This window comes from Sphingomonas hankookensis (genome assembly GCF_001619955.1).
Taxonomy (GTDB): domain Bacteria; phylum Pseudomonadota; class Alphaproteobacteria; order Sphingomonadales; family Sphingomonadaceae; genus Sphingomonas; species Sphingomonas hankookensis_A.
Genome location: NZ_LQQO01000003.1, coordinates 84,105 through 109,775, shown reverse-complemented (window position 1 = coordinate 109,775; position 25,671 = coordinate 84,105). Strand labels below are relative to the sequence as shown.

General features: G+C 68.7%; 30 protein-coding genes. 10 read left to right on the top strand and 20 right to left on the bottom strand.

The genetic code is table 11. The features are described from left to right. Nucleotides 1-101: 101 nt before the first annotated feature. The 3 genes from AVT10_RS03795 to AVT10_RS03790 are packed head-to-tail and all read right to left on the bottom strand — an operon-like array spanning nt 102 to nt 1,002. Nucleotides 102-452 (bottom strand): hypothetical protein, encoded by a 351-nt coding sequence (locus AVT10_RS03795; RefSeq protein ID WP_066688535.1) that lies wholly within the window; start codon nt 450-452, stop codon nt 102-104. Continuing rightward, complete coding sequence (locus AVT10_RS18925; RefSeq protein WP_420038492.1) at nt 449-595, bottom strand: DUF6402 family protein; 147 nt, start codon at nt 593-595, stop codon at nt 449-451. Before AVT10_RS18925 ends, AVT10_RS03795 begins: the two co-directional genes overlap by 4 nt. Then, nucleotides 568-1,002, bottom strand: coding sequence for a DUF6402 family protein (locus tag AVT10_RS03790; protein WP_066688533.1), 435 nt, complete (start codon nt 1,000-1,002; stop codon nt 568-570). Before AVT10_RS03790 ends, AVT10_RS18925 begins: the two co-directional genes overlap by 28 nt. Before the next feature lie 200 nt (nt 1,003-1,202). Here AVT10_RS03790 and AVT10_RS03785 point away from each other — a divergent pair, with 200 nt between their 5' ends. Both AVT10_RS03785 and AVT10_RS03780 read left to right on the top strand, forming a co-directional pair. Continuing rightward, a complete protein-coding gene (locus AVT10_RS03785; protein ID WP_066688531.1) occupies nt 1,203-1,808 on the top strand; it encodes a hypothetical protein in 606 nt (201 codons plus the stop codon). Next, on the top strand, nt 1,723-2,319 hold the full coding sequence (locus AVT10_RS03780) for a 5'-methylthioadenosine/S-adenosylhomocysteine nucleosidase (protein WP_066688530.1): 597 nt from the start codon (nt 1,723-1,725) through the stop codon (nt 2,317-2,319). The genes AVT10_RS03785 and AVT10_RS03780 overlap by 86 nt, the downstream gene beginning before the upstream one ends. Nucleotides 2,320-2,497: 178 nt before the next feature. Here the strand turns inward: AVT10_RS03780 and AVT10_RS03775 are convergent, their stop codons facing one another. Genes AVT10_RS03775 through xseA form a run of 5 tightly spaced genes read right to left on the bottom strand, consistent with a single transcriptional unit; the run spans nt 2,498 to nt 6,682 of the window. After that, nucleotides 2,498-3,574 carry a lactonase family protein gene (locus AVT10_RS03775; RefSeq protein WP_066688526.1) on the bottom strand — a complete coding sequence of 359 codons (1,077 nt, stop codon included), beginning with the start codon at nt 3,572-3,574 and terminating at the stop codon, nt 2,498-2,500. A 35-nt stretch (nt 3,575-3,609) separates the two neighbouring features. Beyond that, complete coding sequence (locus AVT10_RS03770) at nt 3,610-4,134, bottom strand: superoxide dismutase family protein (protein WP_066688525.1); 525 nt, start codon at nt 4,132-4,134, stop codon at nt 3,610-3,612. 56 nt (nt 4,135-4,190) lie between these two features. Further along, the gene (locus AVT10_RS03765) at nt 4,191-4,982 is read right to left on the bottom strand and encodes a M23 family metallopeptidase (RefSeq protein ID WP_066688524.1); all 792 of its coding nucleotides are present in this window, start codon (nt 4,980-4,982) and stop codon (nt 4,191-4,193) included. After that, nucleotides 4,979-5,176: a DUF2093 domain-containing protein gene (locus tag AVT10_RS03760; protein ID WP_066688522.1), complete on the bottom strand. Its 198-nt coding sequence runs from the start codon at nt 5,174-5,176 to the stop codon at nt 4,979-4,981. Before AVT10_RS03760 ends, AVT10_RS03765 begins: the two co-directional genes overlap by 4 nt. Before the next feature lie 12 nt (nt 5,177-5,188). Further along, nucleotides 5,189-6,682, bottom strand: a complete 1,494-nt coding sequence (gene xseA / locus AVT10_RS03755) for an exodeoxyribonuclease VII large subunit (RefSeq protein WP_066688518.1) — start codon at nt 6,680-6,682, stop codon at nt 5,189-5,191. On the opposite strand from xseA, the gene purD reads away from it, so the two are divergent. Together purD and AVT10_RS03745 are read left to right on the top strand one after the other, a co-directional pair. Beyond that, entirely contained in the window at nt 6,681-7,952 is a 1,272-nt protein-coding gene (gene purD / locus AVT10_RS03750) for a phosphoribosylamine--glycine ligase (RefSeq protein ID WP_066688516.1), read from the top strand. The two genes, xseA and purD, sit on opposite strands and share 2 nt — an antisense overlap. Nucleotides 7,953-7,956: 4 nt before the next feature. Then, nucleotides 7,957-8,562: a hypothetical protein gene (locus AVT10_RS03745; RefSeq protein WP_066688513.1), complete on the top strand. Its 606-nt coding sequence runs from the start codon at nt 7,957-7,959 to the stop codon at nt 8,560-8,562. A 21-nt stretch (nt 8,563-8,583) separates the two neighbouring features. On the opposite strand, the gene AVT10_RS03740 is transcribed toward AVT10_RS03745, so the two are convergent. Beyond that, nucleotides 8,584-9,843 carry a dicarboxylate/amino acid:cation symporter gene (locus tag AVT10_RS03740; RefSeq protein ID WP_084401306.1) on the bottom strand — a complete coding sequence of 420 codons (1,260 nt, stop codon included), beginning with the start codon at nt 9,841-9,843 and terminating at the stop codon, nt 8,584-8,586. A 64-nt stretch (nt 9,844-9,907) separates the two neighbouring features. After that, entirely contained in the window at nt 9,908-11,212 is a 1,305-nt protein-coding gene (locus AVT10_RS03735; protein WP_066688509.1) for a hemolysin family protein, read from the bottom strand. Between the two features lie 173 nt (nt 11,213-11,385). Here AVT10_RS03735 and AVT10_RS03730 point away from each other — a divergent pair, with 173 nt between their 5' ends. Further along, nucleotides 11,386-12,063, top strand: coding sequence for an OmpA family protein (locus AVT10_RS03730; protein WP_066688507.1), 678 nt, complete (start codon nt 11,386-11,388; stop codon nt 12,061-12,063). Nucleotides 12,064-12,191: 128 nt separating this feature from the next. Here the strand turns inward: AVT10_RS03730 and map are convergent, their stop codons facing one another. From map to AVT10_RS03710, 4 genes are read right to left on the bottom strand one after another with little or no spacing between them, the layout of a single operon-like run. Then, the gene (gene map, locus AVT10_RS03725) at nt 12,192-12,965 is read right to left on the bottom strand and encodes a type I methionyl aminopeptidase (protein ID WP_066688505.1); all 774 of its coding nucleotides are present in this window, start codon (nt 12,963-12,965) and stop codon (nt 12,192-12,194) included. Between the two features lies 1 nt (nt 12,966). Continuing rightward, nucleotides 12,967-13,173: a ParD-like family protein gene (locus tag AVT10_RS03720; RefSeq protein WP_066688503.1), complete on the bottom strand. Its 207-nt coding sequence runs from the start codon at nt 13,171-13,173 to the stop codon at nt 12,967-12,969. Between the two features lie 48 nt (nt 13,174-13,221). Further along, nucleotides 13,222-13,656, bottom strand: coding sequence for a nucleoside deaminase (locus tag AVT10_RS03715; protein WP_066688605.1), 435 nt, complete (start codon nt 13,654-13,656; stop codon nt 13,222-13,224). Between the two features lie 58 nt (nt 13,657-13,714). Continuing rightward, a complete protein-coding gene (locus tag AVT10_RS03710) occupies nt 13,715-13,945 on the bottom strand; it encodes a hypothetical protein (RefSeq protein ID WP_055791532.1) in 231 nt (76 codons plus the stop codon). Between the two features lie 163 nt (nt 13,946-14,108). Between AVT10_RS03710 and rpmB the strand changes: the two genes are divergently transcribed. The 3 genes from rpmB to AVT10_RS03695 all read left to right on the top strand — a co-directional run bounded on the left by rpmB (nt 14,109) and on the right by AVT10_RS03695 (nt 15,546). After that, nucleotides 14,109-14,408, top strand: coding sequence for a 50S ribosomal protein L28 (gene rpmB / locus AVT10_RS03705; protein WP_066688500.1), 300 nt, complete (start codon nt 14,109-14,111; stop codon nt 14,406-14,408). A gap of 245 nt (nt 14,409-14,653) precedes the next feature. Next, nucleotides 14,654-15,055, top strand: a complete 402-nt coding sequence (locus AVT10_RS03700) for an NUDIX hydrolase (protein WP_198158491.1) — start codon at nt 14,654-14,656, stop codon at nt 15,053-15,055. Then, nucleotides 15,052-15,546, top strand: a complete 495-nt coding sequence (locus tag AVT10_RS03695) for a DUF523 domain-containing protein (RefSeq protein WP_066688496.1) — start codon at nt 15,052-15,054, stop codon at nt 15,544-15,546. The genes AVT10_RS03700 and AVT10_RS03695 overlap by 4 nt, the downstream gene beginning before the upstream one ends. A gap of 169 nt (nt 15,547-15,715) precedes the next feature. Here AVT10_RS03695 and AVT10_RS03690 read toward each other — a convergent pair whose 3' ends face one another. After that, nucleotides 15,716-16,882, bottom strand: coding sequence for a nucleotide sugar dehydrogenase (locus AVT10_RS03690; protein ID WP_066688494.1), 1,167 nt, complete (start codon nt 16,880-16,882; stop codon nt 15,716-15,718). Between the two features lie 118 nt (nt 16,883-17,000). Then, nucleotides 17,001-17,972 (bottom strand): esterase-like activity of phytase family protein, encoded by a 972-nt coding sequence (locus AVT10_RS03685; RefSeq protein ID WP_066688492.1) that lies wholly within the window; start codon nt 17,970-17,972, stop codon nt 17,001-17,003. Between the two features lie 69 nt (nt 17,973-18,041). Between AVT10_RS03685 and dapE the strand changes: the two genes are divergently transcribed. Beyond that, a complete protein-coding gene (dapE, locus tag AVT10_RS03680; RefSeq protein WP_066688490.1) occupies nt 18,042-19,208 on the top strand; it encodes a succinyl-diaminopimelate desuccinylase in 1,167 nt (388 codons plus the stop codon). Here the strand turns inward: dapE and AVT10_RS03675 are convergent. Together AVT10_RS03675 and AVT10_RS03670 are read right to left on the bottom strand one after the other, a co-directional pair. After that, nucleotides 19,193-20,173, bottom strand: a complete 981-nt coding sequence (locus AVT10_RS03675) for an NAD-dependent epimerase/dehydratase family protein (RefSeq protein ID WP_066688488.1) — start codon at nt 20,171-20,173, stop codon at nt 19,193-19,195. The two genes, dapE and AVT10_RS03675, sit on opposite strands and share 16 nt — an antisense overlap. Before the next feature lie 64 nt (nt 20,174-20,237). Further along, complete coding sequence (locus tag AVT10_RS03670; RefSeq protein ID WP_164523831.1) at nt 20,238-20,705, bottom strand: PilZ domain-containing protein; 468 nt, start codon at nt 20,703-20,705, stop codon at nt 20,238-20,240. 384 nt (nt 20,706-21,089) lie between these two features. On the opposite strand from AVT10_RS03670, the gene AVT10_RS18685 reads away from it, so the two are divergent. Then, nucleotides 21,090-22,397, top strand: a complete 1,308-nt coding sequence (locus AVT10_RS18685) for a sugar transferase (protein ID WP_232307861.1) — start codon at nt 21,090-21,092, stop codon at nt 22,395-22,397. A 90-nt stretch (nt 22,398-22,487) separates the two neighbouring features. Here the strand turns inward: AVT10_RS18685 and AVT10_RS03660 are convergent, their stop codons facing one another. Both AVT10_RS03660 and AVT10_RS03655 read right to left on the bottom strand, forming a co-directional pair. Next, complete coding sequence (locus AVT10_RS03660) at nt 22,488-23,861, bottom strand: HlyD family type I secretion periplasmic adaptor subunit (RefSeq protein ID WP_066688483.1); 1,374 nt, start codon at nt 23,859-23,861, stop codon at nt 22,488-22,490. Nucleotides 23,862-23,865: 4 nt separating this feature from the next. After that, the gene (locus AVT10_RS03655; RefSeq protein WP_066688482.1) at nt 23,866-25,623 is read right to left on the bottom strand and encodes a type I secretion system permease/ATPase; all 1,758 of its coding nucleotides are present in this window, start codon (nt 25,621-25,623) and stop codon (nt 23,866-23,868) included. Between the last annotated feature and the right edge of the window lie 48 nt (nt 25,624-25,671).

The window sequence follows — 25,671 nt, the reverse complement described above, 5'->3', positions numbered from 1 at the left end:
TGGGCTCGCGCCGCCAGCGTATATGGACTCCCGCCTGCGCGGGAGTGACGAACGACGAGGGAGCGGCGTTGCTGCTCCCGCGAACGGGGTATCTGGCGGACCTAGTCCTTTACCGACCATGTACGGGTCCGGCGGTCATACACGGCCGTACTGCCGATCGAGACGCTATCGGCATCCCAGTAGAGCCGGCCATTGCCCGAAAGTTCGATGGGCGCGTTCGATGCGATCACCGTGCCATCCGGCTCGATATAGCGCGCGACGACCGGTATTTCGAAGTCGCGTGTCCGCCACGCCTGCCACCGCGCCGGAGTGTAGAGTTCGACGACGCCCCGCCCGTCAGGGGCTGCCGTACGCCGGTACAGCGTCGAGCCGCCGAGCAGGTAGAGCGCGAACGACAGCAGGAGAAGCAGCGCGATGACGAGCGCGATGCGTCGATGGCGTCGGCGGATCATGCGGCAAACTCCATGATGACCGGCCGTAGCAGACGGCGCCGGCCGATCCCGCTATAGATGGTGAAGTCGCCGCCCCGGCCATAATGGCTCCGCCAATCGCGGAACGACGCGTTGCCTACCGACCAGTAACGCTGAGCGAACACGCCGTTGCCGCCGTTCCTGGCCGTTTCCCGAACCACCTGAATATCCGGTGCGATGACCGCGCCCGGCTGAGGCCGGTCGGACCCCAGCTGCCAAGCATCTGATCCCCGTTGAAATCATAGGTGTCGCGCAGATAGGTGCCGACTTCGTCGATGGTCAGGCGGATGCGGGCAGCGGGCAGCGGCACGGCATCGCCGGCAACCGCAATCTTGACCGATCCCCGCCCGATCGCGGCGTAGAAATCATCGACATCGCCGAACAAGGCGGATTCGATCCTCTGGAAATTCAGTTGGCAGGTCTGGTCGGCGCGTGCCGGCCCGGCGGCGAACCAGCGCTCCATGACGGCGGCGCCGACCGGCCAACCTTCCTGCCGCATCGCGCGCGGTATGTCGGTCAGGGTGAAGACCATGCTGTCGCTCCGTCGTCCTCGCCAGGGCAGCGTAGGGGCAGATCGGTCCGACGCCCAGATGTTCGTGGATCGACCGGGCGGGTTGGCCGCTCCTGCCGTCGCACCCCTTGCCAAGGACGGTCGACGCATATCCTTTTTGGAACTTTCCTACACGAATTTCGAGAGATTATGGTTCGTTCGAACGATGAAGGGGCGGGGCGATGGCGACATATCGGGTGCGGCACGACGGGTGGACGCCGCAGCGGCAGCGGGCGTTTCTGCGGGCGCTGAGCGAGACGGGGTGCGTGCGCGATGCCTGTGCGCGGGCGCGGATTTCGACCACTTCCGCCTATCGGATGCGGCGGCGGTCGGAGGCGTTCGACCGGGCGTGGCGGCGGGCGCTGGCGAAGGTCGCGCCGACGATCGAACAGGCGGCGTTCGAACGCGCGGTCAACGGGTGGGAGGAGCCGGTTTGGCATGGCGGCAAGATCGTCGGGCATCGGCGGCGCTATTCGGACGGGTTGTTGCGGTTGTTGCTGACGCGGGGCGCGACGCAGGGGGCCGAGGACGACGACCGGCGGATGCGGAGCGGTGGCTGGGACCGAGCGACGCAGGCAGAGACCGATGCGATGCTGATCGCAAACATCAGGGCGTTCAAGCGGCAGCAGGACGCGAATGCGGCGCGGAAAGCCTTGCCTGCGCCCGCCCCTGCCGCCACCACGCGGCCGGTCGAAGAGGGGAATGGCGATGCAGGTGATGCGAATCGGGGGACGGCGGGTGCTGTTCGTGATGGCGACGGACCACGAATATGGACCCTGCCTCGCTGAACGCTTCGTGCCGCTGATGACCGGGGTCGGGCCGGTCGAAGCGGCGATCGGGACCACGCAGGCGCTGGCCGGGATGACCGAGCTGCCCGATCTGGTCGTGTCGATCGGGTCGGCGGGGTCGCGCAGGCTGCCGCTCGGGTCGATCTGGCAGGTCGCGAGCGTGTCGTGGCGCGACATGGATGCGACGCGGATCGGCGTGGCGAAGGGGGTGACGCCCTTTGCCGACCACCCCGCCGAGATGGCGCTGGCGACGCCGATCGACTGGCCGGTGGCAAGACTGTCGACCGGGGCGAATATCGTCGGGGGCAGCGACTATGACGGCATCGATGCCGATATGGTCGATATGGAGACGTTCGCAGTGCTGCGCGCGTGCGGGCGGTTCGGGGTGCCGGTGATGGGGTTGCGCGGCATTTCCGATGGGCCGGGCGAGCTGGAGGCGCTGGGCGGGTGGACCGCGATGCTGGGGGTGTTGGACGAACGGTTGGCGGAGGTAGTGGACCGGTTGGGGTAGGAATTGGGTTCACGCGGAGGCGCGGAGACGCGGAGGGGTTGCGACCCGGGCGAAGCGCTCGCGAACGGCAGACGTCTTCCTGCGCTGAACCGCAGAGCAAAGCCCGCTGGCGCGGGAATGATCGCCGCAAGCGCAACCTCTTCGCGCCTCCGCGCCTCCGCGTGAACCAATGTCTACGTCACGCCCGGTCGAGGAACACCACCCCCGGCACCTTGATCCGCGCCGCCGTCGGGCGGACCGGGCCGTCGACGGTCACGTCGAACAGCGCGACGTCGCCGCTGCGTTCGTTGGCAACGAGCAGCTGGCCGCTATCCTCGAGCAGCAGGAAGAAGCGCGGCCAGTCGCCGCCGCAGTCGACATGCTGGGCGAGGGTCGCGGTGCCGTCCTCGGCCAGGTCGAACACGGCGATGCTGTTATGCCCCCGGTTCGAGGCGTAGAGGCGGCGGCCGGCGCTGTCGATCGCGATATGCGCCGCCTGCGACGTGCCCTGCCAGCCGGGCGGGAGCAGCGAGGTGGTGGCGCGGTCCTTCAGCGTGCCGTCCAGCTGCGCGTCGAGGGTGACGAGCGTGTTGGCGAGTTCGGTAACGACATAGGCGATCGGCAGCGTCGGGTGGTACGCCAGATGACGCGGGCCGGCCCCGGCGGGGGCGCGCCATGCGATGGCCGGTTCGGCGATCTCTCCGGTCGACAGCGGATAGACGAACACCGCATCGGCGCCGAGATCGACCGCATGCAGGAAGCGATTGTCGGGCGTGAAGCCGACCCAGTGCGCGTGCGGCCCCGCCTGGCGATCGGCGCGCGGGCCGGTGCCCCGGTGCTGGCGGATGATCGGGGGTTGCGGCATGCCGGCGGCGAGCGGGTAGAGTGCTACCGTGCCCGAGGAATAATTGGCGACGGCGAGCAGCGCGCCGTTCGGAGCGATGGCGACGTGGCAGGGATCGTCACCGCCGCTCGGCAGGTCGGCGAGGATCTTGCCGGTGCGGTCGGTGGCGACCATCCGGCCAGCGGCGGATTCGCGGACGAAATAGCGCATGTCGCCGCGGGAGACGCCGAACGAGGCATTGGTCAGCGCCGGATCGGCGGGGCCGACGCGCCAGCTGCGGCTGCTGGCCGGGAGGGTGTAGAGGCCCGCCCCGCCCTTTCCGGCATAGGTGCCGGCGATCAGCGAGGTCCGCCACGCCTGCGCACGGGCTGGCAGGGCGGACAAGGTGGCGGTGGCGGCCATGCCGGCCAGAACGGAGCGTCGCGTGGTCATGGACCCGCTATGCTCCGCTCCGGCCCCTTCCGCAATCAGGCGGCGGTGAACACGCCGCAGGCGATGCGGCCGCCCGAATTGCCCGACGGGTCGGTCTTGTAATCGTCGGCCTGCGCATGGATCACGAAGGCCGAGCCATCGGTGTCGAGCAGCCCGTCCATCGTGCCGGACGGTAGCATGATCGTCAGCGAGCCGCTGCCGTCCGCGCCGATGGTCAGGTTGGGCGCGTCGCCGGCGTGCGGGCCGGCGGGGTTGCTGGTGCCGTGCTGCCTGGCCGTGGGGTTCCAGTGGCCGCCGGCGGTGGTGAAGTCGGGCGCGTCGCAGCGGCCGACCGCGTGGACATGCGCGCCGTGCAGCCCGGCGGGCATGCCGCGCGCGTCGATCCTGATCTGGATGCCGCCCGCCATCTCGGTCGCGGTGACGGTGCCGACATCGGCCCCGGCTGCGGTGCGCAGCGGTGCGGTGGCGGTGCGGCCGGCGGGCGCGTCGGTGGAGCCGGTGGTGGTGCAGCCGGCGAGCGCGGTGGCGGCGATGGCGGTCAGGAAGGTGGCACGCAGCATGATCGGGTTCCCCTTTGATACCGTTGCGAAATGTTTCGTGGGCGCGGGCGGTTCCGTCAGGGCGTCATCGGCCCGGCGAGCAGCAGCGGATCGATCCGCGCGTCGTGCCACTTCATGCCCCAATGGAGGTGCGGGCCGGTGGCGCGGCCGGTGGCGCCGATCGCGCCCACCACCTGCCCCTGCCGCACCTGGTCGCCGGGCTTCACGTCGATGCGCGAGAGATGGAGGAACGCGCTGTTCAGCCCCATGCCGTGATCGATCATCAGCAGATTGCCCTCCAGCGTGAAGGGCGCGGCCGCCGCGAGGATGACGACGCCATCGGCCGGCGCGGCGACGGGCGTGCCGGTCGGGCGGGCGACGTCGACGCCGGAATGATAGGCGCCGGGTTCGCCGGCATAGATGCGCTGCGACCCGAACAGGCCGGAGATGCGGCCCCTGACCGGCCAGACGAAGCGTTGCCGCCAGCCCTGCGCGTCGGTCGCCATGTCGCGCGCGGCCTCGATCTGCGCCAGTTCGGGGGCGCGGCGGCGCCGGAATTCGGCGGAGGGTTGGGAAATGCGCGGCAGGGTCGGCAGGCGCTCGATCCGCCATGCGCGGGGGGCGACGCTCAGGGGACGGACGATGCGCTGGCCGTCGGGGAGCGTCGCGAGGAGCGTGGCCGCGGGGCCGGCGTCGCGGTCGAAGGCGATCAGGAAGCGGCCATCGGCGGCGACCGCGACCGGTTGGCCGTCCAGTTGCAGCGTGGTGCCCGGCGGCACGCTGCCGGTCAGCGCCGCCCCCTGCCCCGGCGTGCCGTCGAGCGCGAGGACGGCGGGGGCCGCCGCGATCAGGGCGGCGGCGGCGATCATTGTGGGGCGAGCGCCCTGGTCGAGGCTTCGGCATCGACATAGGCTTCCTGCCGCGCCGCGCTCCAATAGCGCAGCTCGTCGAGCGGGATGCGCGTGCCGGTGACGGCGCAGGTCACGAAATCGCCATCGGCCAGCACCCGGAAATTGTTGGTGAGGTAATGGAGCTTGGCGGGGCGGCTTTCGGGTTTCAGCATGGCAGGTCCGGGTCAGAGCAAAGTGGGTTGCGTGGGTTCGACATAGGCGCGGCCCCCGGAGCGCTCAACCTTCGCGTCGAGCACGCCGTCGCGGAAGTGGAGCTGGAGCGCGCCGGCGGTGCGGGCATCGGCGGCGGAGGCGACCGTCTTGCCGTTCGCCTTCGCGACGACGCGGACATAGCCCTTTTGCAGCAGATTGTCGGGGTTCACCTGTTCCAGCATGCGCGCGGTGCCGTCGAAACTCGCCCGCGCCTGCGCCAGCCGCTGGGTCAGCATGGCCGGGCGCAGCGCATGGCCGTGGCGGTCGAGGCTGCGGCGCGCCGTCGCGACGCGGCGTTCGAGCGCGAGCGACAGGCGGCCGGCGACATCGTCCAGCCGCTGACGCTGCGGCCCCAGCAGCGCGTCGCGGCGGGGCATCACGCGGACCAACGCCGCCAGCTGCTCGCGGCCCCGGTCGTGATAGCGGCGCGCGCAACGCTGGGTGCGGAGCGACAGGGTGGCGATGGTGTGGGCGAGGTCGGCGCGGACGGGAACGGCGAGTTCGGCGGCGGCGGTCGGCGTCGGCGCGCGCAGGTCGGCGGCGTGGTCGCACAGTGTCGTGTCGGTTTCGTGGCCGACGGCGGAGATGACCGGGATCGGCGAGGCGGCGACCGCGCGGACGACGACTTCCTCGTTGAAGCACCACAGGTCCTCGATGGAGCCGCCACCGCGGGCGACGATCAGGAGGTCGGGGCGGTAGATGGTAGCATCGCTCCCCGTCGACCCCCCGCGCAGGCGGGGGTCCAGGGTTTCACCCACGGACGTCGGTGCTTCCGGCTCTGGCCCCCCGCCTGCGCGGGGGTATGGTTGTGGTTCACCTAGGGTCGGCCTCTCGGGAAGGGCCGCGAACCCCCGCACCGCCGCAGCGATCTCGGCTGCGGCGCCTTCGCCCTGCACCTTGACCGGCCAGACGAGCACATGGGTCGGGCAGCGATCCTCCAGCCGGTGGAGGATGTCGCGGATCACCGCGCCGGTCGGCGAGGTGACGATGCCGATGGTGCGCGGCAGATAGGGGAGCGGGCGCTTCTTCGCGGCGTCGAACAGCCCCTCGCCCGCCAGCTTACCTTTAAGCTTTTCGAGCAGCGCCATCAGCGCGCCTTCGCCGGCCAGTTCGAGATGGTCGATCACGATCTGGTAGCGCGAGCGGCCGGGATAGGTGGTGAGCTTGCCGGTCGCGATCACCTCCACGCCGTCCTGCGGGGTGAAGGCGAGGCGGCCGGCCGATCCGCGCCACATCACCCCGTCGATCAGTGCGGCATCGTCCTTCAGCGCCAGGTAGACATGGCCCGACGAAGCGCGCTTATAGCCCGAGATTTCGCCGCGCAGGCGGACGCGACCGAACTCCCCCTCTACCATGCGCTTCAGCCGGCCGGCGAGTTCGCTGACGCTTTCCGGCGCGGCGTTGTCGTTCGCGCGCGGCTCGGCTACGAGCCGGCTCGACATAAAATCGGGGAAACGATCGTCCATGAATGTCCTGTTGATCGGATCGGGTGGGCGCGAACATGCGCTGGCGTGGAAGCTGGCGCGCTCGCCGCTCCTCGATACGCTTTATGCCGCGCCCGGCAACCCCGGCATCGCGCAAGTCGCGACGCTGGTGCCGCTGGACGTGACCGATCACGCCGCGGTGGTGCGGTTCTGCGTCGAACGGGCGGTCAAGCTGGTGGTGGTCGGGCCGGAAGCGCCGCTGGTCGCGGGACTCGCCGACGATCTGCGAGCCGCGGGCATCGCGACGTTCGGGCCATCGGCGGCAGCGGCGCAGCTGGAAGGGTCGAAGGGCTATACCAAGGATCTGTGCCGCGAGGCGGACATTCCGACCGCCGGCTATGTCCGCGTGACCGCGCTGGACGAGGCGATCGCCGCGCTCTCCCCCTTCTCGCTGCCGGTGGTCATCAAGGCCGATGGCCTTGCCGCGGGCAAGGGCGTGACCGTGGCGATGGATCGTGCCGAGGCGGAGGCCGCGCTCCACGCGATCTTCGAAAAGCCGGGCGGCGAGGCGGTGATCGAGGAGTTTCTGGCCGGCGAGGAAGCCAGCCTGTTCGTGCTGACCGATGGCGTGTCGCTGCTGCCGTTCGGGTCGGCGCAGGACCACAAGCGGGTCGGCGACGGCGATACGGGTCCGAATACCGGCGGCATGGGAGCCTATTCGCCCGCCCCGGTACTGACGCCCGCGCTGGAGCAACTGGCGATCGACACCATCGTCGCGCCGACCGTGGCGGCGATGGCGGCGCGCGGCACACCCTATTCGGGGGTGCTCTATGCCGGATTGATGCTGACCGAGCGTGGGCCGAAGCTGATCGAGTATAATGCGCGGTTCGGCGATCCCGAATGCCAGGTGTTGATGGCGCGGCTGGACAGCGATCTGTTGCCGGTGCTGCTGGCGGTTGCGCAGGGCACGCTGGCGCAGGTCGAGCCGCCGGTGTTCAGCGCCGATACCGCGCTGACGGTGGTGATGGCGGCGCCGGGCTATCCGGGCACGCCGGAAACGGGCCGGCCGATCGGCGGGATCGACGCGGCGGAAGCGACCGGCGCGACCGTGTTCCATGCGGGAACCCGTTCGGCGGGTGAAGGCGTTGTGACCGCCGGTGGCCGGGTGCTGGCCGTGACCGCGCGGGGGGCGACCGTGACCGCCGCGCAGGAAGCGGCGTACCGCTCGGTCGATGCGCTCGACTTTCCGGGCTTCTGCCGCCGCGACATCGGCTGGCGCGAGGTCGCGCGCGAAGCGGCGATGAAGGATTGAGACGATGGACAGCACCTCCCCCCTGCAATCGCCCGGCTTCCTGGGCGTGCTGACGACAGCGCATCTGGTCCTGATCGCCGTGCTGGCGGTGGTGACGATCATCGGCATCGCGTACGGCATGAAGCTGGCCCGCGCCCGGCGGCAGGCGTCGCGCGAGCTGGAGGATGCCGGGCATCTGGAGCGCGGCGATGCCCCGGTCAGCGAGGCGGAGGTCGTGCAGCGGCCGGCCACGCCGGTGGATCGGACGCCGGAGCCGGTTGCGCCTGCGCCGGCGGAACCGATCGCGACGTCGGTCGCACCGCCCGCACCGGCGGCGGCCCCCGTCGTGCCGCCCGCCCCGGTCGTGACCGCCCCGCCGGCTCCGGTTGCGGGCGACACCGACCTGACCCGGCTGAAGGGTCTGGGGCCGAAGGTCGCGGCGATGCTGGTCGAACGGGGGATTCCCGATATCGCGACGCTGGCCCGGCTGGATGCCGCGCAGGCCGACGCCGTCGCCGCGCAACTGGGCATGTTCGCCCCGCGCATGGCGAAGGATCGCTGGGTCGAACAGGCACAGTTCCTGGCGGCGGGCGATATCGCCGGGTTCGAGGCGAAGTTCGGGAAGCTGTAGCGCGCGCCGCTTGGGATTTGTTTAGAGCCCCTGCTCCGTCGTTCCCCCGCGCGTGGCGATCACGGTCGCGATCAGGTCGTAGGTGACGTTGGCGACGGTTCGCGCAATGTCCGGGATGACATCGACCGCGACGAGGACGGGGAGCAGCTCGATCGGCGCGCCCAGCGCAACGACCGACGGGGCCGCGCTGGCATAGGTGCTGACCGCGCCGGGCAGGCCGAGGATCAGCAGGCTGGACAGCACCGCCAGCGGGATCGCCATCGCGACCTGAAGCGGCGACACCGGCACCCCGCCCATCCACGCGAGCGTCAGCGCCAGCAACAGCGTGTTCGACGGCGCGGTGATCTTGAACACTGCCACCGCGATCGGCAGCGCGACCGACGCGTCGCGGTCGGCGACGCCCAGCGCCCGCGCGCTGAGGAACATCGCCGGCAAGGTGGCGAGCGACGATTGCGTGCTCGCCGCGATCACCTGTGCCGGGGCCGCCGCGCGAGCGAAGCGCCACAATCCAATGCCGCCGGCCAGCCGCATCAACCCATAGCCGATCGCGATCAGCAGCAGCGACAGCGCGAGCGAGGCGGCGACATATTGCACGAGGATCGCGAGCACGCTCACCCCCGCGGACGCCCCGACCGAAAAGGCAAGCGCCCCGATCCCGAGCGCACCCAGGCGCAACACCCAGCCGATGACCACGATCATCGCATCGCCAAGGCCGCGGAGCGCGAGGAGCAGCGCGGCGGACGGACCTTCCTCGACCTTGCCCAGCGCCAGTCCCAGCACCAGCGCGAAAAGGACCAGCGGGACGATCGCTCCCGAGGCGGCCGAGGCGACCGGATTGGTCGGGACCATCGCGCGGATCGATTCGACCGGGCCGGGCACGACCGGCGGGACCTCTGCCGCGACCATGGTGCGCAGCGCGGCGATGCTGTCCTGCGGGATCGTGAACCGGTCGATCAGCAGCGGGGCGACGATGGCGGTGACGATCGCCGACAGGAACAGCATGCCGATCAGCACGAGCGGCAGGCGCCGGCCGAGCGCGGCACCCTCGGCCCCGGTCGCCGAGCGCAGCCGCGCGACCCCGGTTACGACCAGCGCGAACACCAGCGGGATGATCGTCATGCGCAGCGCATCGAGCCACAGCCCACCGATCAGCCCGGCTGCCGTCAGCGCCGTGGCGTTCCCGCCGGACAGCGCCCCGGCCGCGAAGCCGGCGACCAGCGCCAGCATCAGCCATGCCGGTGCCGGCATGCGCCGGAGCGCCGCGAAAGATCGTGCTGCCATGATAGCCCCCCGCGGCGATGATCGGTCCGCCACCCGGTCGAGTCAACCGGCGCGCCGGCAGCTGCTAGGCCGCTTCCTCGACCAGCAACTTGTCGATCTTGCGGCCGTCCATGTCGACGATCTCGAAGCGCCAGCCCTGTTCGGTGAAATATTCGCCTTCGGTGGGCAGATGCTTGAGCACGGCGAGCGCGAGGCCGGCGACGGTCGCATAGTCGCGGTCTTCGGGCAGGTCGATGCCGATGCGTTCGGCCAGCTGGTCGGCGGGCGTCTGGCCCGACACCAGCAGCGACCCGTCCTCGCGCCGCACGATATGCGGGTGATCGCCTTCCTCCGCATCCGATGCGAAGTCGCCGGCGATGGCGCGCAGCAGGTCGGCGGGGGTCACGATGCCTTCGAAATGGCCATATTCGTCATGGACGAGGCCCATCGGCACCGCCGCACGGCGGATCGCCTGCAACGCGTCCATCGCGTCGACCTGATCGGGCAGCACCGGCGCTTCGTGCAGCAGCGTGCGCAGGTCGAGCGGCTCCCCGCGACAGATCGCCGCGACGATGTCGCGCGCCTGCACGACGCCGATCACCGCATCGACCGATCCTTCGGCGACCGGCAGGCGGGTGTGCGGCGTCGTCGCCATCGCCGCGCGGATGCCGGCATCGTCGAGCGTGACGTCGAGCCATTCGACCTCGGTCCTGGGCGTCATCACCTCGCGCACCGGGCGGTCCGCCAGGCGGACGACGCCCGAGATGATCGAGCGCTCATGCTCCTCGATCACGCCCGACTTGCTGGCTTCGGCGACCAGCAGGTGCAGTTCCTCCGCCGTCACCCGGTTTTCGGATTCGCGGTTCATCCGCAGCAGATTGAAGATCAGGCCCGAGGTCGTGTCGAGCAGCCACACGAACGGCGCGGTGATCCGCGACAGCCACAGCATCGGCACCGCGACCAGCACCGCGATCGGCTCCGGACTGCGCAGCGCGAACTGTTTGGGCACCAGCTCGCCGATCACCAGACTGGCAAAGGTCGTGACGCCGATGACCAGGCCGAAGCCGACATTGGCGGCCAGCGATTCGGGCAGGCCGAGCAGCACCAGCCGCTCGCCGACCGGCCCGCCGAGGCTTGCGCCCGAATAGGCGCCCGACAGGATGCCGATCAAGGTGATGCCGATCTGGACGGTCGACAGGAACTTGCCGGGATCGTCGGCCAGCCGCATCGCGGTCTGCGCGCCCCTGCCCCCCGCTTTCGCCAGGCCTTCCAGCCGTGCCTTGCGCGCGGAAACGATGGCGAGTTCGGACATGGCGAACACGCCGTTCAACGCCACCAGCGCGAGGATGATGACGACGTCGAACCAGGGGAAGGGTGTGAGAGGTTCCATTGAACTGGCCCATCCATGCCGCAATGCCGCGCTGCGCACAACCGGCGAGTCGTCCGGTCGTTGCGATTAGCGCGCCCGGTCAGTCAGGAACCGTTCAAAACGGCTGCGGAACAAGTACCGCGTTGCCCGGTTTTTCCGGGCAAGACCCGAAATCGGATACGCTGGAGGACAATATGGCGAAGGGCTCGAAATTCTGGATCGCGGGCGCACTGTCGGCGGCGCTGCTGACCGGCGGGTGCGTGACCGATCCGGAAACCGGCGAGCGCAGCATCTCGCGCGCGGCGATCGGCGGGATCGGCGGCGCGGTCGGCGGCTATCTGCTGGGCGACCTGGTCGGCGGCCGGCGCGACCGGACCGAGAAGATTCTGGGCGCAGGGATTGGCGGCCTCGCCGGGGCGGGCATCGGTGCCTATATGGACAAGCAGGAGCGCGACCTGCGCGCCCGCACCGCCGGCACCGATGTCGAAGTGACGCGGCGCGGCGACGATCTCGTGCTCAACATGCCGGCGGGGATCACCTTCGCCTATGACAGCGCCAATGTGCAGCCGCAGTTCCGTGCGACGCTGGACCAGGTCGCCGACGTGCTGCGCGATTACAACCAGACCTATATCGACGTGTACGGCCACACCGATTCGACCGGATCGGACGCGTACAACCAGACGCTGTCGGAACGCCGCGCCGCTTCGGTCGCCAGCTACCTGACCTCGCGCGGGGTGCAGTCGGCCCGCATCGGCACGCGCGGTTTCGGCGAGACCCAGCCGATCGCGTCGAACGAAACCGAGGAAGGCCGCGCTGAAAACCGCCGTGTCGAGATCAAGATCGTGCCGATCGAGCAGGATCAGCTGCGTTGATTGGACGGTAAATTCGCCTTCTTCGTCACCCCGGCTCGACCCGGGGTCCCACTTCCTTTGACCGAAGTAAGAAGCGGGACCCCGGATCAAGTCCGGGGTGACGACTTGTCTACGGTTATGGCTGCCCATTACCGCCGGCGCGGCGGCGTTTCGTCGCTGCGCAGCGTCAGCACCTCGACGCCGGTCGCGGTCACCGCGACAGTATGTTCGAACTGCGCGGACAGTTTCCCGTCGGCGGTGACGACGGTCCAGTCGTCATCCTCCTGCACCAGCTTGCGCGACCCCTGGTTGACCATCGGTTCGATGGTGAAGGTCATCCCCTCCTGCAGCACCGCGCCGGTGCCGGGGCGGCCGAAATTGAGGACCGAGGGTTCCTCGTGCATCTCGCGGCCGATGCCGTGGCCGCAATATTCGCGTACGACGCTGTAGCCCTGCTTCTTGGCATGGCGTTCGATCGCCGCGCCGATATCGCCCAGCCGGGCGCCGGGGCGGACCTGCGCGATGCCGGCCCACATCGCGCCCTGCGCGGCCTGTACCAGCCGCCGCGCCTGCGGCGTCACCGTGCCGATCATATAGGTCTTGGACGAATCGGCGATGAAGCCGTCCTTCTCCAGGGTGATGTCGAGGTTGATGATGTCGCCGTCGCGCACGATCGCCGCAGCATCGGGCACGCCGTGACAGACGACGTCGTTGATCGAGCTGTTGAGGACATAGGCAAAGCCGTACTGCCCCTTGCTCGCCGGGCGCGCTGCGCAGTCCTCGACGATGAAGCGTTCGACCATGCCGTTGATCGCCATCGTCGACATGCCGGCGAAATTCCGCCGGTCGAGCATCTCGAACACGCTGGCGAGCAACCGCCCCGAGGCGCGCATCAGCTCGAGTTCGGCGGGCGATTTCACCACGTCAGGCGGCGACCGCATCGACCGCGCGGACCTGCGCGGCGGCGAGGCGGGTGCGGACGATATCGTTGAACGACAGGTCGGGGTTGGCCTCGGCGATCATGCCGATCGTCATCCAGAATTCGGCCTGTGCGTTGATCGAGCGGCACAACACCCCGCTCGCCCGCCGCACTTCCTCGTGCAGCGCGTCGTCGATCTTCACGATACCCATGGCCGTCCTCCCGATATACGAACCATATATGATCCGTATATCGTGCGGTCAAATCCCGCGGCGGTCGGCGAAGAAGTCGCGCAGCAGCGCTGCCGATTCGGCCTCGGCGATGCCCGGATAGATGTCGGGACGATGGTGGCAGGTCGGCTGCGTGAAAAAGCGCGGGCCATGTTCGACCGCTCCGCCCTTGGGATCGGACGCGCCATAATAGAGCCGGGCGATGCGGGCATGGGCGATGGCGCCGGCGCACATCGCGCACGGCTCCAACGTCACCCATAGGTCGCAATCCTCCAGCCGGTCGCGGCCCAGTGCCTGCGCCGCCGCGCGAATCGCGAGGATTTCGGCATGGGCGGTGGGGTCGGCGAGCGCGCGCGGGGCATTGGCGGCGGTCGCGATGACCCGTCCCGCCTGCATCACCACCGCGCCGACCGGCACTTCGCCCGAATCGGCGGCGGCGCGGGCGGCGGCGAGTGCCTGGCGCATCGGGGTGGCGTCGAACATGCCCGTCCCCATGCCAGCGCCGCGCGGCGGCAGCCAGCCGTTACTGGCCGGCGGGGCGTTCGACCTTGATCGCCGGGACCTCGACCGAACGGTTGACCGTGCCGACCTCGACCTTGCCGACCTCGACATCGAATTTGGGCGCCTGCCCGCCCTCCACCTTCACCTGCGGCAGGGCGGCGCGCTGCGTCTGGTCGATATTGATGAAGTTGAACGCCATCAGCCCCGCGACGATCAGGACTACCACGCCCAGCAACCCCAGAAATCCGCGCATCCACCGTCTCCCACGCTTGTCATCATCCGAATCGTTGCCGTAACAACGCAGCCGTGGGCGGACGGGTTGCACCCGCACCCTTGTGGTTGACGCGAGGACCGTTCGACGCTATCCGCGCCGTCTTTCCGGGGCATGTGTCCCGACACAGAATCAGGATCATATCATGTCGCGCATCTGCGAGCTGACCGGCAAGGGCCGGCAGGTGGGTCACAATGTTTCCCACGCCAACAACAAGACCAAGCGCACGTTCCTGCCGAACCTGCAGAACGTCACGCTGATGTCGGAAGCGCTGGAGCGCTCGATCCGCCTGCGCGTGTCGACCCACGGCCTGCGTTCGGTCGAGCATGTCGGCGGCCTCGACAACTGGCTGCTGAAGACCAGCGACGACGACCTGTCGCTGCGTGCCCGCCGCCTGAAGCGCGACGTGAAGAAGAAGGCCGCAGCGGCAACCGCCGCCGCCTGATTCGGTCACGCCGGTTAAGATGACGGACCCGCCGGGGCGCTGCGCAGCGACCCGGCGGGTTTTGTCGTGCGTGGCGTTCGTCGAGATTGGCTGCCGAAGTTGGGCCGGATGATGTCGCTCGACCGGTCGAGCGTCGGAAAGCCGGAGCTGACGGAGTCGGTTTCTCCGAGGCTCCCGCTCCGGGCACGATCGCGCTTGCGGTCGCGATTCGCCGGTATCAGAATCGGACCATGGCCGACCCCGACATGATCCGCATCGCCGCCGCCCTGATTGAAGACGGAAACGGGCGTATGCTGCTCGTCCGCAAGGCCGGCACTCGCTGGTTCATGCAGGCCGGTGGCAAGATCGAGACCGGGGAACAGCCGGTCGACGCGCTGTGCCGCGAATTGCACGAGGAACTGGACCTCGTCGTCGACCGTGCCGCCGTGGCCTTTCTCGGCCACTTCGCAGCGCCGGCAGCAAACGAGGCGGGACGGATGGTCCATGCCGAGCTGTTCCATGTCCGCAGTACCGATGATCCCGCCCCCCGGCTGGAGATCGAGGAAGCCTTGTGGGTCGACCGGGCGGCAGCGGAAACGATGCCGCTCGCGCCGCTCACCCGCGATCACGTCCTGCCGATCTTCGCGAGGCTGACGACAAGCGCATGACGGTGTCAAAGATCCTGGTCAGCGCCTGCCTGCTCGGTCGACCGGTGCGGTATGACGGATCGGCCAAGACGCTGGAGGACACGCTGCTCGACCGCTGGGTGGCGCAGGGCCGCACCGTGTCGGTGTGTCCGGAGGTCATGGCCGGATTGCCGACGCCCCGGCCACCGGCGGAAATTGCGGAGGGCCGGGACGGCGCGGCGGTACTGGGCGGCGACGCTCGCATCATCGAGATCGGCGGGGCGGATGTGACCGCTGCCTTTCTGGCAGGTGCGCGAATCGCGCTGGACCAGGCGATGCGCCACGATTGCCGTTATGCACTGCTGACCGATGGCAGCCCGTCCTGCGGCAGCGGCTTCATCTATGACGGCAGTTTCAGCGGGCGGCGAATCGATGGCGCGGGGGTGACGGCGGCGCTGTTACGGCAGCACGGGGTCGCGGTGTTTTCGCACCGGGACATCGGCGCGCTGGCGGCGGTGTTGGGGGAGTCGTAGCCGGGGGCCGCAAGATCGCGCTGACGCGAAGGAGGCCTGGGCCTGCCCCAACGTCACCCCGGGCTTGACCCGGGGTCCCGCTTCTTCTTCGACGGCAGCAAAAGAAGCGGGACCCCGGATCAAGGCCGGGGTGGCGAAATAGCCAGTCCGTCCAGCCCCAGCCCCCGCCTCAATCCGACCCGAAGATATCCCGGGTGAACAACCGGTCGCCGATATCGCCCAGTTCCGGCGCGGCGCGGTTGGCGATGATCACGTCGCATTCGGCCTTGAACGCATCGAGGTCCCTGACCACGCGCGAGCCGAAGAAGTCGGCGTCGTCGAGGCTCGGTTCGTGCACCACGACCTCGATCCCCTTGGCCTTGACCCGCTTCATGATCCCCTGGATCGACGACTGGCGGAAATTGTCCGACCCCGCCTTCATCGTCAGGCGATAGACCCCGACCTTCTTCGGACGACGCGCGATGATCTGGTCCGCCAGGAAGTCTTTCCGCGTGCGGTTCGCGTCGACGATCGCGCGGATCAGGTTCTGCGGGACCTCGGAATAGTTCGCCAGTAGCTGCTTGGTATCCTTGGGCAGGCAATAGCCGCCATAGCCGAAGCTGGGGTTGTTGTAGTGCATGCCGACGCGAGGATCGAGGCCGACGCCCTCGATGATCTGCTTCGTGTCCATGCCGCCGGCGATGGCATAGCTGTCGAGTTCGTTGAAGAAGGCGACCCGCATCGCGAGATAGGTGTTGGCGAACAGCTTGATCGCCTCCGCCTCGCGGCTGTCGGTGAACAGGATGGGCGCATCCTTCTTCTCCGCGCCCTGCAGCAGCAGGTCGGCGAAGATTCGCGCGCGCTCCGAACGTTCGCCGACGATGATCCGCGACGGGTGGAGATTGTCGTAGAGCGCCCGGCCCTCGCGCAGGAATTCGGGGCTGAACACGACGTTCGGCGCGTTCAGCCGCTGGCGCACGTCGTCGACGAAGCCAACCGGAATCGTCGACTTGATGATGACCGTCGCCGCCGGGGCATGCTCGACCGCCAGCTTGATCACCGCCTCGACCGAGCCGGTGTTGAACTTGTCGGTCTGCACATCGTAATTGGTCGGGGTGGCGACGATGACATAGTCCGCCCCGGCGAGTGCAGTGGCGGCATCGGTGGTCGCGGTCAGCTGCAGTTCGCGCTCGGACAGGAAGTTTTCCAGCTCGGCATCGATGATCGGCGACTTGCGGTCGTTGACCAGCGCGACGCGATCTTCCGAAATATCGACCGCCACGACATCGTTATGCTGCGCCAGCAGCACCGCGTTCGACATGCCGACATAGCCCAGCCCAAAAACCGCGATCTTCATTCGAACCATCCCCGTTATCCGGCCGCGCCGCGTCCGTCAGGTGCTGCGCAACGTCGCGCGACACCTCTTGCTGCAATACAGCATAAGGCGCCGGCGCGGTTCGCGCCAGTCCGCTCGCTCAATAGGCGACAGCGAACTTCAGCAGATAGGTGCGCTGGAACAGCGACTGGTTATCGTCCGACACCATCCACAGGATCAGGCGGTCGCCTTCGCGGGTGAGCGCGATCCCTTCGAAATTGTCGTGCAGCACGGGACCTTCGAACATCGCGACGGTCTTTCCCTTGACCCCTTCGTGATGCTTCAGGTTGCGGACATCGGCGACCTGCAACCGCGCGGTGAAGAAATCGCGGATATTGGCGCTGCGGGTCAGCACCAGCAGCCGGCCGTCGGGCAGCGCCGCCGCATCGGACACCGCATAATGCAGGGGCGGATAATAGTGGAACACGCGGGGCTTCGCCCCCGCTACGGTCGGATCGCCTCCGGGATAGCGCAGCGCGACGAACCCCCAGCGGCGGGGCCAGAGATACGCCTCGCTCATCACGATGGTCGACCCGTCGGGCATATGGGCCATCGCCTCGGCGCCGCTATTGTCCGACCATGGCTTCATCAGCGACGGGGCGGCGTGGGCGACGGGGCGCAGGTTGCGGTCGAAGCGCCAGACCTGGTTATGGCGTTCATAGCCGACCAGCATGTCGCCGTTCGGCAGCATGGCGAGCGATTCCGTGTCGCGGTCGCGCTTTTCCCAGCCGGTGCCCGGCCCGGCCAGTTCGGTGACATGCGGGTCGCGGACCTGCCAGTCGGCGCCCATGCGGAATTGCAGCAGCGCGCCGCCGTCCGACAGCAGGCGGAACCGATCGCCCGATACGTGCAGCGCCGAAAAACCGCCGAACGCCGGGTCGGGCGAGGTCAGCTCGACCCCGCCGAGATAGGTCAGCACGCCGTTCTTCACCCGCTTGGGATCGCCCGGAAACAGCGCGACGGGCTTGCTGTGGATGACCGGCGTCCCGCGATAGAGCGGCAACCGCTCGCTGCCCGCCCAGGTGGGCACCAGCAGCAGCACGGCAAGACAGACCAGGAGGACACGCAACATCCGCGCGCCTTAACCGATCGCACCGCCGCCCACCTAGCCATTTTCCGCAATTGCGATACAGCGCCGGCCATGCACAGCGCGGGAAAAGGGTCGGAGCCGGTGGTGGATGTCGTGGATCTGGCGGCACGGTTGATCGCGTGCGACAGCGTGACCCCGGCGCAGGGCGCCGTGTTCGACCTGCTGGGGGCTGCGCTGGTGCCGCTGGGCTTCGTGGTCGACCGGTTCGTGACCGGCGAGGCGCCCGACGGCCCGGTCGAAAACCTGCTGGCGGTGCGGGGCAGCGGCGGACGGCATGTCGCCTTTGCCGGCCATGTCGATGTCGTCGCCCCCGGTCCCGGCTGGGCCAGCCCGCCCTTCGCCCCCGAACAGCGCCACGGTCTGTTGTTCGGGCGCGGCGCGGTCGACATGAAGGGCGCGGTCGCCGCCTTCGTCGCTGCCGCCGAACGGGTGCCGGCCGATGCGGGCACGATCAGCCTGATCATCACCGGCGACGAGGAAGGGCCGGCGGTGTACGGCACCCGCGCGCTGATCGACCGGATGGCGGCACGCGGCATCGCCCCCGACCTGTGCCTGGTCGGCGAACCCACCTCGCAGCAGCGGCTGGGCGACATGGTCAAGATCGGGCGGCGCGGGTCGGTCAATATCTGGATCGACGTGCCCGGACGGCAGGGGCATGTCGCCTATCCGCACCTGGCCGACAATCCGATCCCGAAGCTGGTCGCGGCGCTCGGCGCGATCGAGGCGGTGACGCTCGACACCGGCAATGCATGGTTCCAGCCATCGAATATCGAGGTGACCGACATCACCGTCGGCAATCCCGCGACCAACGTCATTCCCGGCCACGCCGCCGCGCGCCTGTCGATCCGCTTCAATGACGAGCATCGCGGCGACGAGCTGGTCGAACGCATCACCGCGATCGTCCACGCCCATGCGCCCGAAGCACGAGTCGAGGGCCGGATTTCAGGCGAGGCGTTCCTGACCCAGCCCGGCGCATTTTCGGCGCTGGTATCGGCGGCGATCGAGCGTCACACCGGGCTGACGCCCGAACTGTCGACCACCGGCGGCACGTCGGACGCGCGGTTCCTGTCGCGGCTATGCCCGACGGTCGAGTTCGGGCTACTCAACGCGACGATGCACAAGGTGGACGAGGCGGTGGCGGTCGACGACTTGCGGGCGCTGGTGGCGATCTATGCCGACATCGCGCTGGCCGGATTGGCGACTCAGCCGACCCGGTAATAGTCGCGATACCACGCGACGAAGCGGGTAAGGCCCTCGGCCAGCATCACCTTCGGCCGATAGCCGGTCAGCGCATGGAGCCGCGACACGTCGGCGAAGGTGACCGGCACGTCGCCGGGCTGCATCGGCCGCATCTGCTTCACCGCCTCGCGACCCAGCGCCGATTCGAGCGTCGCGATCATTTCCATCAGCGATACGGGATGGCTGTCGCCGATGTTGAGCAGCCGGTGCTCCCCCCGCTCCGGCACATGGTCCAGCGCACCCACCACCCCGTCGACGATGTCGTCGATATAGGTGAAGTCGCGCGCCATGCGGCCTTCGTTGAATACCTCGATCGGTTCCCCGCGCAAAATGCGGTCAGTGAACGAGAAATAGGCCATGTCGGGCCGGCCCCACGGGCCATAGACGGTAAAGAAGCGCAGGCCCGTCTGCGGAAAGCGGTAGAGCTTGGCATAGGCGGCGCTCATCAACTCGCATGACCGCTTGGTCGCGGCATAGAGCGAGACCGGCGCCACCGCCGCGTCGCTTTCCGAAAAGCCGCGTTCGCCCATCTCCCGTTCGCCATAGACCGAGCTGGACGAGGCATAGACCAGATGGACGAACCCCGGCGCATGACGGCACGCCTCCAGCACCGCCAGATGGCCGGCGAGATTGGCGTGCTGATAGGCGAAGGGATTGTCGATGCTGTACCGCACGCCGGCCTGCGCCGCGAGATGGACGACGCGGGTCACACCGTGGTCGGCGATCAGCCGCGCGATCAGGCCCGGCTCGACGATATCGCCACGATGGAAGGTAAAGCCGTCGCGCGCGGTCAGCGTGGCGAGACGGGCGTCCTTGAGCGCCGGATCATAATAGTCGTTGACGATATCGATGCCGACGACCCGCTCCCCCCGGTCGAGCAACCGGTGTGCCGTCGCGTGGCCGACAAAGCCGGCCGCACCGGTGACGAGGACGGGTCCGTTCATGGAGCGTCAGATTCCCAAGGCAAAGACGACCGATTGCCTGTCCGCGGGACAGGATGCAACGGCGTCAGCGCAGCAGCAGTACCGCCACCGCGCCGACCACCGCCCAGCCGACGACGCCGATGGCGGCCACCGCCGCGACCTGCTGCCGGGGCGGCAGCTTCGCCCCGCGTGGGATCGGATTGTCGGCGCCGACGAGCAGCTGCTCCAGCCGGACGACGTTGCCGCGACTGGCATCGGTCACCGCGCCGGAGGGCAGCCGCGCCAGGAACTCGCAGCCATAGCCGACCGTGCTGGAACGCACGACGCGCGCAGTGACCGTGCCGATCCCGGCCAGGCCCAGCTCGATCCGCTGGTCGGCGGTCAGGACCGCATCGGTTTCGATCAGGCAGCCGTCGCGGGTCAGATCGACCAGCGTGACCGGGGTCGAGCGCTGCGAATCGATCCGCAGCACGGCGGAACGCTGGATACCGACGCGTTCGTGGACACGACGATCGGTATTGGACGCGGTAACGGACTGAGCGGGTTGCGGCACGACGTTCCCCAAATTGGCTGACCTGCCAAGTTGTAGGACGAAGTGCTTACGAAAGGGTTGTCATATGCGGGATCGTCGCAGCCAATAGTGTCAGCAGGACCGCAATCGTTCCGCAACCTCTCTGCAACAGTCATGGTAACCAAATGGTTAATGCATGATTCTTGGAATCCCAGATCGGATCATCCGACATTAGCATCGGATCGTGGCGAAATTGTTGTTCGCAGTTGCGGAACGGCGCGCGGATCGGCTAGCAGCGCAGGAAGGTTCGACCGGTCCACACCGGCACCGACAAGGGAAGCCTCTGACAACATGGACGCGCGATTGGCCAATCCTGGCAGGACGGACGAACGCAAGTTTTCGGCGTTCTGGGGACAGCCGCACTCCGTGCGGGTCCGACTATATATCGTCATGCTGCTGGTCGACGTCACCGCGATCGGTATCGGGTTCGCCCTGCCCGCGCTGCTGATGCGGCCCGAGGCGCAATATGTGCCGATGTTCATCGTCGCGGCGGCGATGTATTCGGTCATCGCGTTCAACGCCGGCGCCTTTTCGGTCGGCATCAACGACCGGCTGGCGGTGGAAACCGGGCCGGCGATCCGGTCGCTGATGTTCACCTATGCGACCTTCTTCCTGATCGCCTATTTCTTCCGTCTCGATCGCGACCTGTCGCGGTTGCAACTGATCATCACCATGGTGTCGGGATCGATCCTGCTGATCGTGTTCCGGCAGATCATGGCCGCCTATGTCCAGCTGCGGCTGCGCGCGAAGCTGGTCTATCAGCTGCTGATCCGCGACCGGGTGGACGCCCGGATTCCCGACGGCTTCCGCCATTTCGATACCGATACGGTGGGGTTGCGGCCCGACCTGAAGGATCCGGCGATGCTGAACATGTTCAGCAACCTGATCGGCGGATGCGAACGCGTGGTCATCGCCTGCCCGTTCGAGGAGCGCAAGGCATGGGCCATGATGCTGAAGGGCGCCAATGTCCGCGGCGAGATCATCGCGCAGGAAATCGACCAGTTCGGCGCGCTGGGGGTGTCGAAGCTGGAACGCGCGCCGACCCTGCTGGTGTCGGTCGGCCCGTTGCAGCTGCGCAAGGCGATCGCTAAGCGCGCGTTCGACCTGATGTTCTGCATCCCGGTGCTGATCCTGATGGCGCCGGCGCTGGCGATGGTCGCGCTGGCGATCAAGCTCGACAGCCGGGGGCCGGTGCTGTTCCGCCAGCGCCGCGTGGGTCAGGGCAATGCGTTCTTCGACATCCTGAAGTTCCGCAGCATGCGCACCGACATGAGCGATGCCAGCGGCAGCCAGTCGACGCGCCGCGACGACGATCGCATCACCCGCGTCGGATATTTCATCCGCCGGACCAGCATCGACGAACTGCCGCAGCTGTTCAACGTGCTGATGGGGCAGATGAGCATCGTCGGCCCGCGCCCGCACGCGCTGGGCTCGACGGCGGGCGAGCGGCTGTTCTGGGACATCGACGAGCGTTACTGGCACCGCCACGCGCTGAAGCCCGGCATCACCGGACTGGCGCAGGTGCGCGGATTCCGCGGGGCGACGCACCAGGAGGAGGATCTGACCGGGCGCCTGCAGGCCGACCTCGAATATATCTCGAAATGGTCGTTCTGGCTCGACCTGACCATCGTCGTCATGACGTTGAAGGTGCTGGTCCACAAGAACACCTATTGATCGGTCGCGCCATGTAGCGCCGGCCAAACAAAACGCCGCCCGTTCCAGCGTGGAACGGGCGGCGTTTTCGTGTCCGACTATGGCGATCGATCAGCGCTGCGCGAACACGCTTCCGCTGCGCGAAAGGAGCGGCCCCAGCAGGAAGTCGAGCGCGGTGCGCGACTGGGTGGGGATCATCACCTCGACCGGCATGCCCGCGCGGACGCCGCCGGCGAAATTGCCCGAACGGACCGCCGCCTGCGCCGCAGCCGGCGACACCCGCACGGTGACGACATAATAGGACGCCCCGGTGCGGTCGTCCTGCACGCTGTCGGCCGACACCCGCGTGACCGCCGCGTCGAGCGGGGGCAGCGTCTGCATCCCCGGCCCCACCATCCGTACCCGTGCCGCCTGACCCGGGCGCAGGTCGGCGGCTTCGTTGATCGGCACGCGCATCTCGACCGCCATGGTGCGGGCGTCGGGCACGATCTCCAGCAGCGACGCACCGGCGGCGACGACCGATCCCGGCACCGGCAGATGGGTCGCCGATACCGTGCCGGCGATCGGCGCATGGACCGTCATCCGCTGCAATTCCGCCCGCGCCGCGCGCCAGCCGGGCAGCACCGTGTCGAGTTCGGTCCGCGCGAGGCGCAGCCGGTCGGCGGCCGCCGCCATGCGTTCGTTGCGCATCTGTTGCAACTGCAACCGCGTCTCGCCCACCTGCGTCCGCAACCGCGCGATGTCGGCGCGGCTGCTGCCCGCCGCCCCGCCCAGATCGGCGACCGAGCGTTGCAGCGCCAGCAGGCGCGTACGCGTCGACAGGCCCTTTTCATAGAGCCGCTGATAACCCGCCAGTTCGTCGCGGCTGAGCGCTTCCTGCTGGCGCAGCGAGGCGAGGCGTTCGCCGACGCCGTCGATCTGATGCGCGATCTGGCGCGAACGGTCGGCCATCACCGCAGCTTCGGAGCGTTGCAGCGCGCGTTCGGCGTCCAGCTGCGCCTGTTGCGCGGCCAGCGCCGCCTGTGCCTGCGCCTGATCGGCACCTTGCAGGCCCGCAAAGCCGGCGGGTGCCGGCACGCGCGATTCGCCGCGCAGATCGGCTTCCAGCCGGGCGATCTCCGCCTGCAGCCCCAGCGCACGGGCGGCGAGCGCCCGTTCCTGCGCCAGCGCATCGGAAGTGGTGAAATCGATCACCTTCTGCCCGGCGCGCAATGTCGCGCCATTGGCGACATGGACCGCCGAGACGATGCCGGCGGCGGGCGCCTGCACGACCCGTCGCGAATCGGCGAGGCGGATGACCCCCTGCCCCACGACCGCCGCGTCGAGATGGCTGACGACGGCCCAGCCGCCGACGCCCAGCACGAGAACTGCGGCCAAGGCCGCCCCCGCGCGCACCTCCCGCCCCGGATCGTGCAGCGCACGGGCGCGGCGCGGCGTGGCCGAGGGCGACGGTCGCAGCCGGTCGATGGTGGTCGAAAAATCCATGGGGTTACGCCTTTGCGAACGAGGTCGGCTGCTCCTGGTCGGGCTTGCGCCGCGACCGGAGGCCGAAAAGGGGGCCGAACCGTTCGATCCGCCCCTGATCGAGCAGCATCAGCCGGTCGGACGCAGCGAGCAGGTCGGGGTCGTGGCTGGCGAACAGGATGGTACGCTGATCCTGTCGCAGCAAGGCCAACAGCCGCGCCAGCGCCTTCTTGCCCGCCGTGTCGAGATGCGCGGTCGGTTCGTCGAGCACGAGGATCGCCGGATTGCCGAACAGCGCGCGGGCAAGCGCGACACGCTGCGCCTGCCCGCCGGACAGGCCGGTTCCGCCGACGCCGAGGATGGTGTCATAACCCTGTGGCAGCGCGGTAATCATGTCGTGTGCGCCCGCTGCCTTGGCGGCGCCGATCGCCGCCTCGTCCAGCAGCGCCGCGCCGGCGGCGTCGAGCCCGACATAGAAACGGACGATATTTTCCTTCACCGTCCCGTGAAACAGCACCGGGTCCTGCGGCATATACCCGACATAGCGGGCCAGCCGTTCGCGGTCCCAGTCGGTTCGGCTGATCCCGTCGAAGCGGACATGGCCGGCATCGATATCGACCGCGCCGACGATCGCGCGCAGCAGCGTCGACTTGCCCGACCCGCTGGGGCCGGCGATGCCGATCACCTCACCGGCACCGATCGCACCGTCGATCCCCGACAGGATGGGCCGCCCGTCGAGCGGTGCGGCGATGCCGACCGATTCGAGCGTGATCGCCCCCTTGGGTGCCGGCAGATTGGTGCGATCGGGCGTGTCGCTCGACGGCAGCGACAGCAGGCGGTCGAGCCGGCCATGGGCGACCCGTGCCTGCACGATCGTCTTCCATCCCGCGACCAGCTGATCGATCGGCGCCAGCGCGCGTGCGGTCAGCAGCGAAGCGACGATGATCGCGCTGGCCGAAATCGCATCGTCGACGACCAGCACCGCGCCCAGCGCCAGCGCACCCGATTGCAGCGCCAGCCGGACGAACTTGATCGCCGCCTGCAGGCTGCTGCCGGCGAAGCTCGCACGCAGTTGCAGCAGGCCGGCGATGCCGCGGTCGCGTTCGTGCCGGGCAGCCAGCGTATCGACCATGCCGAGCGCGCGGACTTCGGACGCATGGGCGACGCCGTGGTTGAGCCGGGCATAGGCGATGCTCTGCGCCTCGCTCGCCTGCTTCATCGGCTCGGCAGTTCGCTTCTCGTTCAGCCAGGCGAGCCCGACCAGCAGGACACCCGACACCACCATTGACGCGCCGAGCAGCGGGTGGAGCAGGAAGCCGACGAGGATGTAGATCGGGGTCCACGGCGCATCGAGCGCGGCGAAGATCGCCGGACTGGAAATCGCCTGGCGCAGCGTGTCGACGTCGCGCATCACCTCGCCGCGTTCGAGCCGCGACAGCGACGGCTGGCTGAGCGCGACGCGCAGCGCCGGCCCGGCCAGCATCCGCTCCGCCTGTACCGACGCGCGGATCAGCACGCGCGAGCGCAGCCATTCGAACACCGCCAGCGCCGCCAGCGCGCCGAGCATCAGGACGCTCAGCGCCGCCAGCGTGCCGAGACCTCGGCTGGGCAGCACGCGGTCATAGACCTGCAGCATGTACAGCGACGGCGCGAGGTAGAGCAGATTGCCGATCGCGCTGAACACCGCAGCCGCGACAAGATGCGTCCGGCAGCCGCGCAGGGCGATGCTCAGGCGCGAACGCGCAAGCGGCGGGACGTGCCCGGCCGAGGAAACGGGGATCATCCGCAAACTTTCAACAGGCGGACATGAGCATCCGCAGGCCGTCAGCCT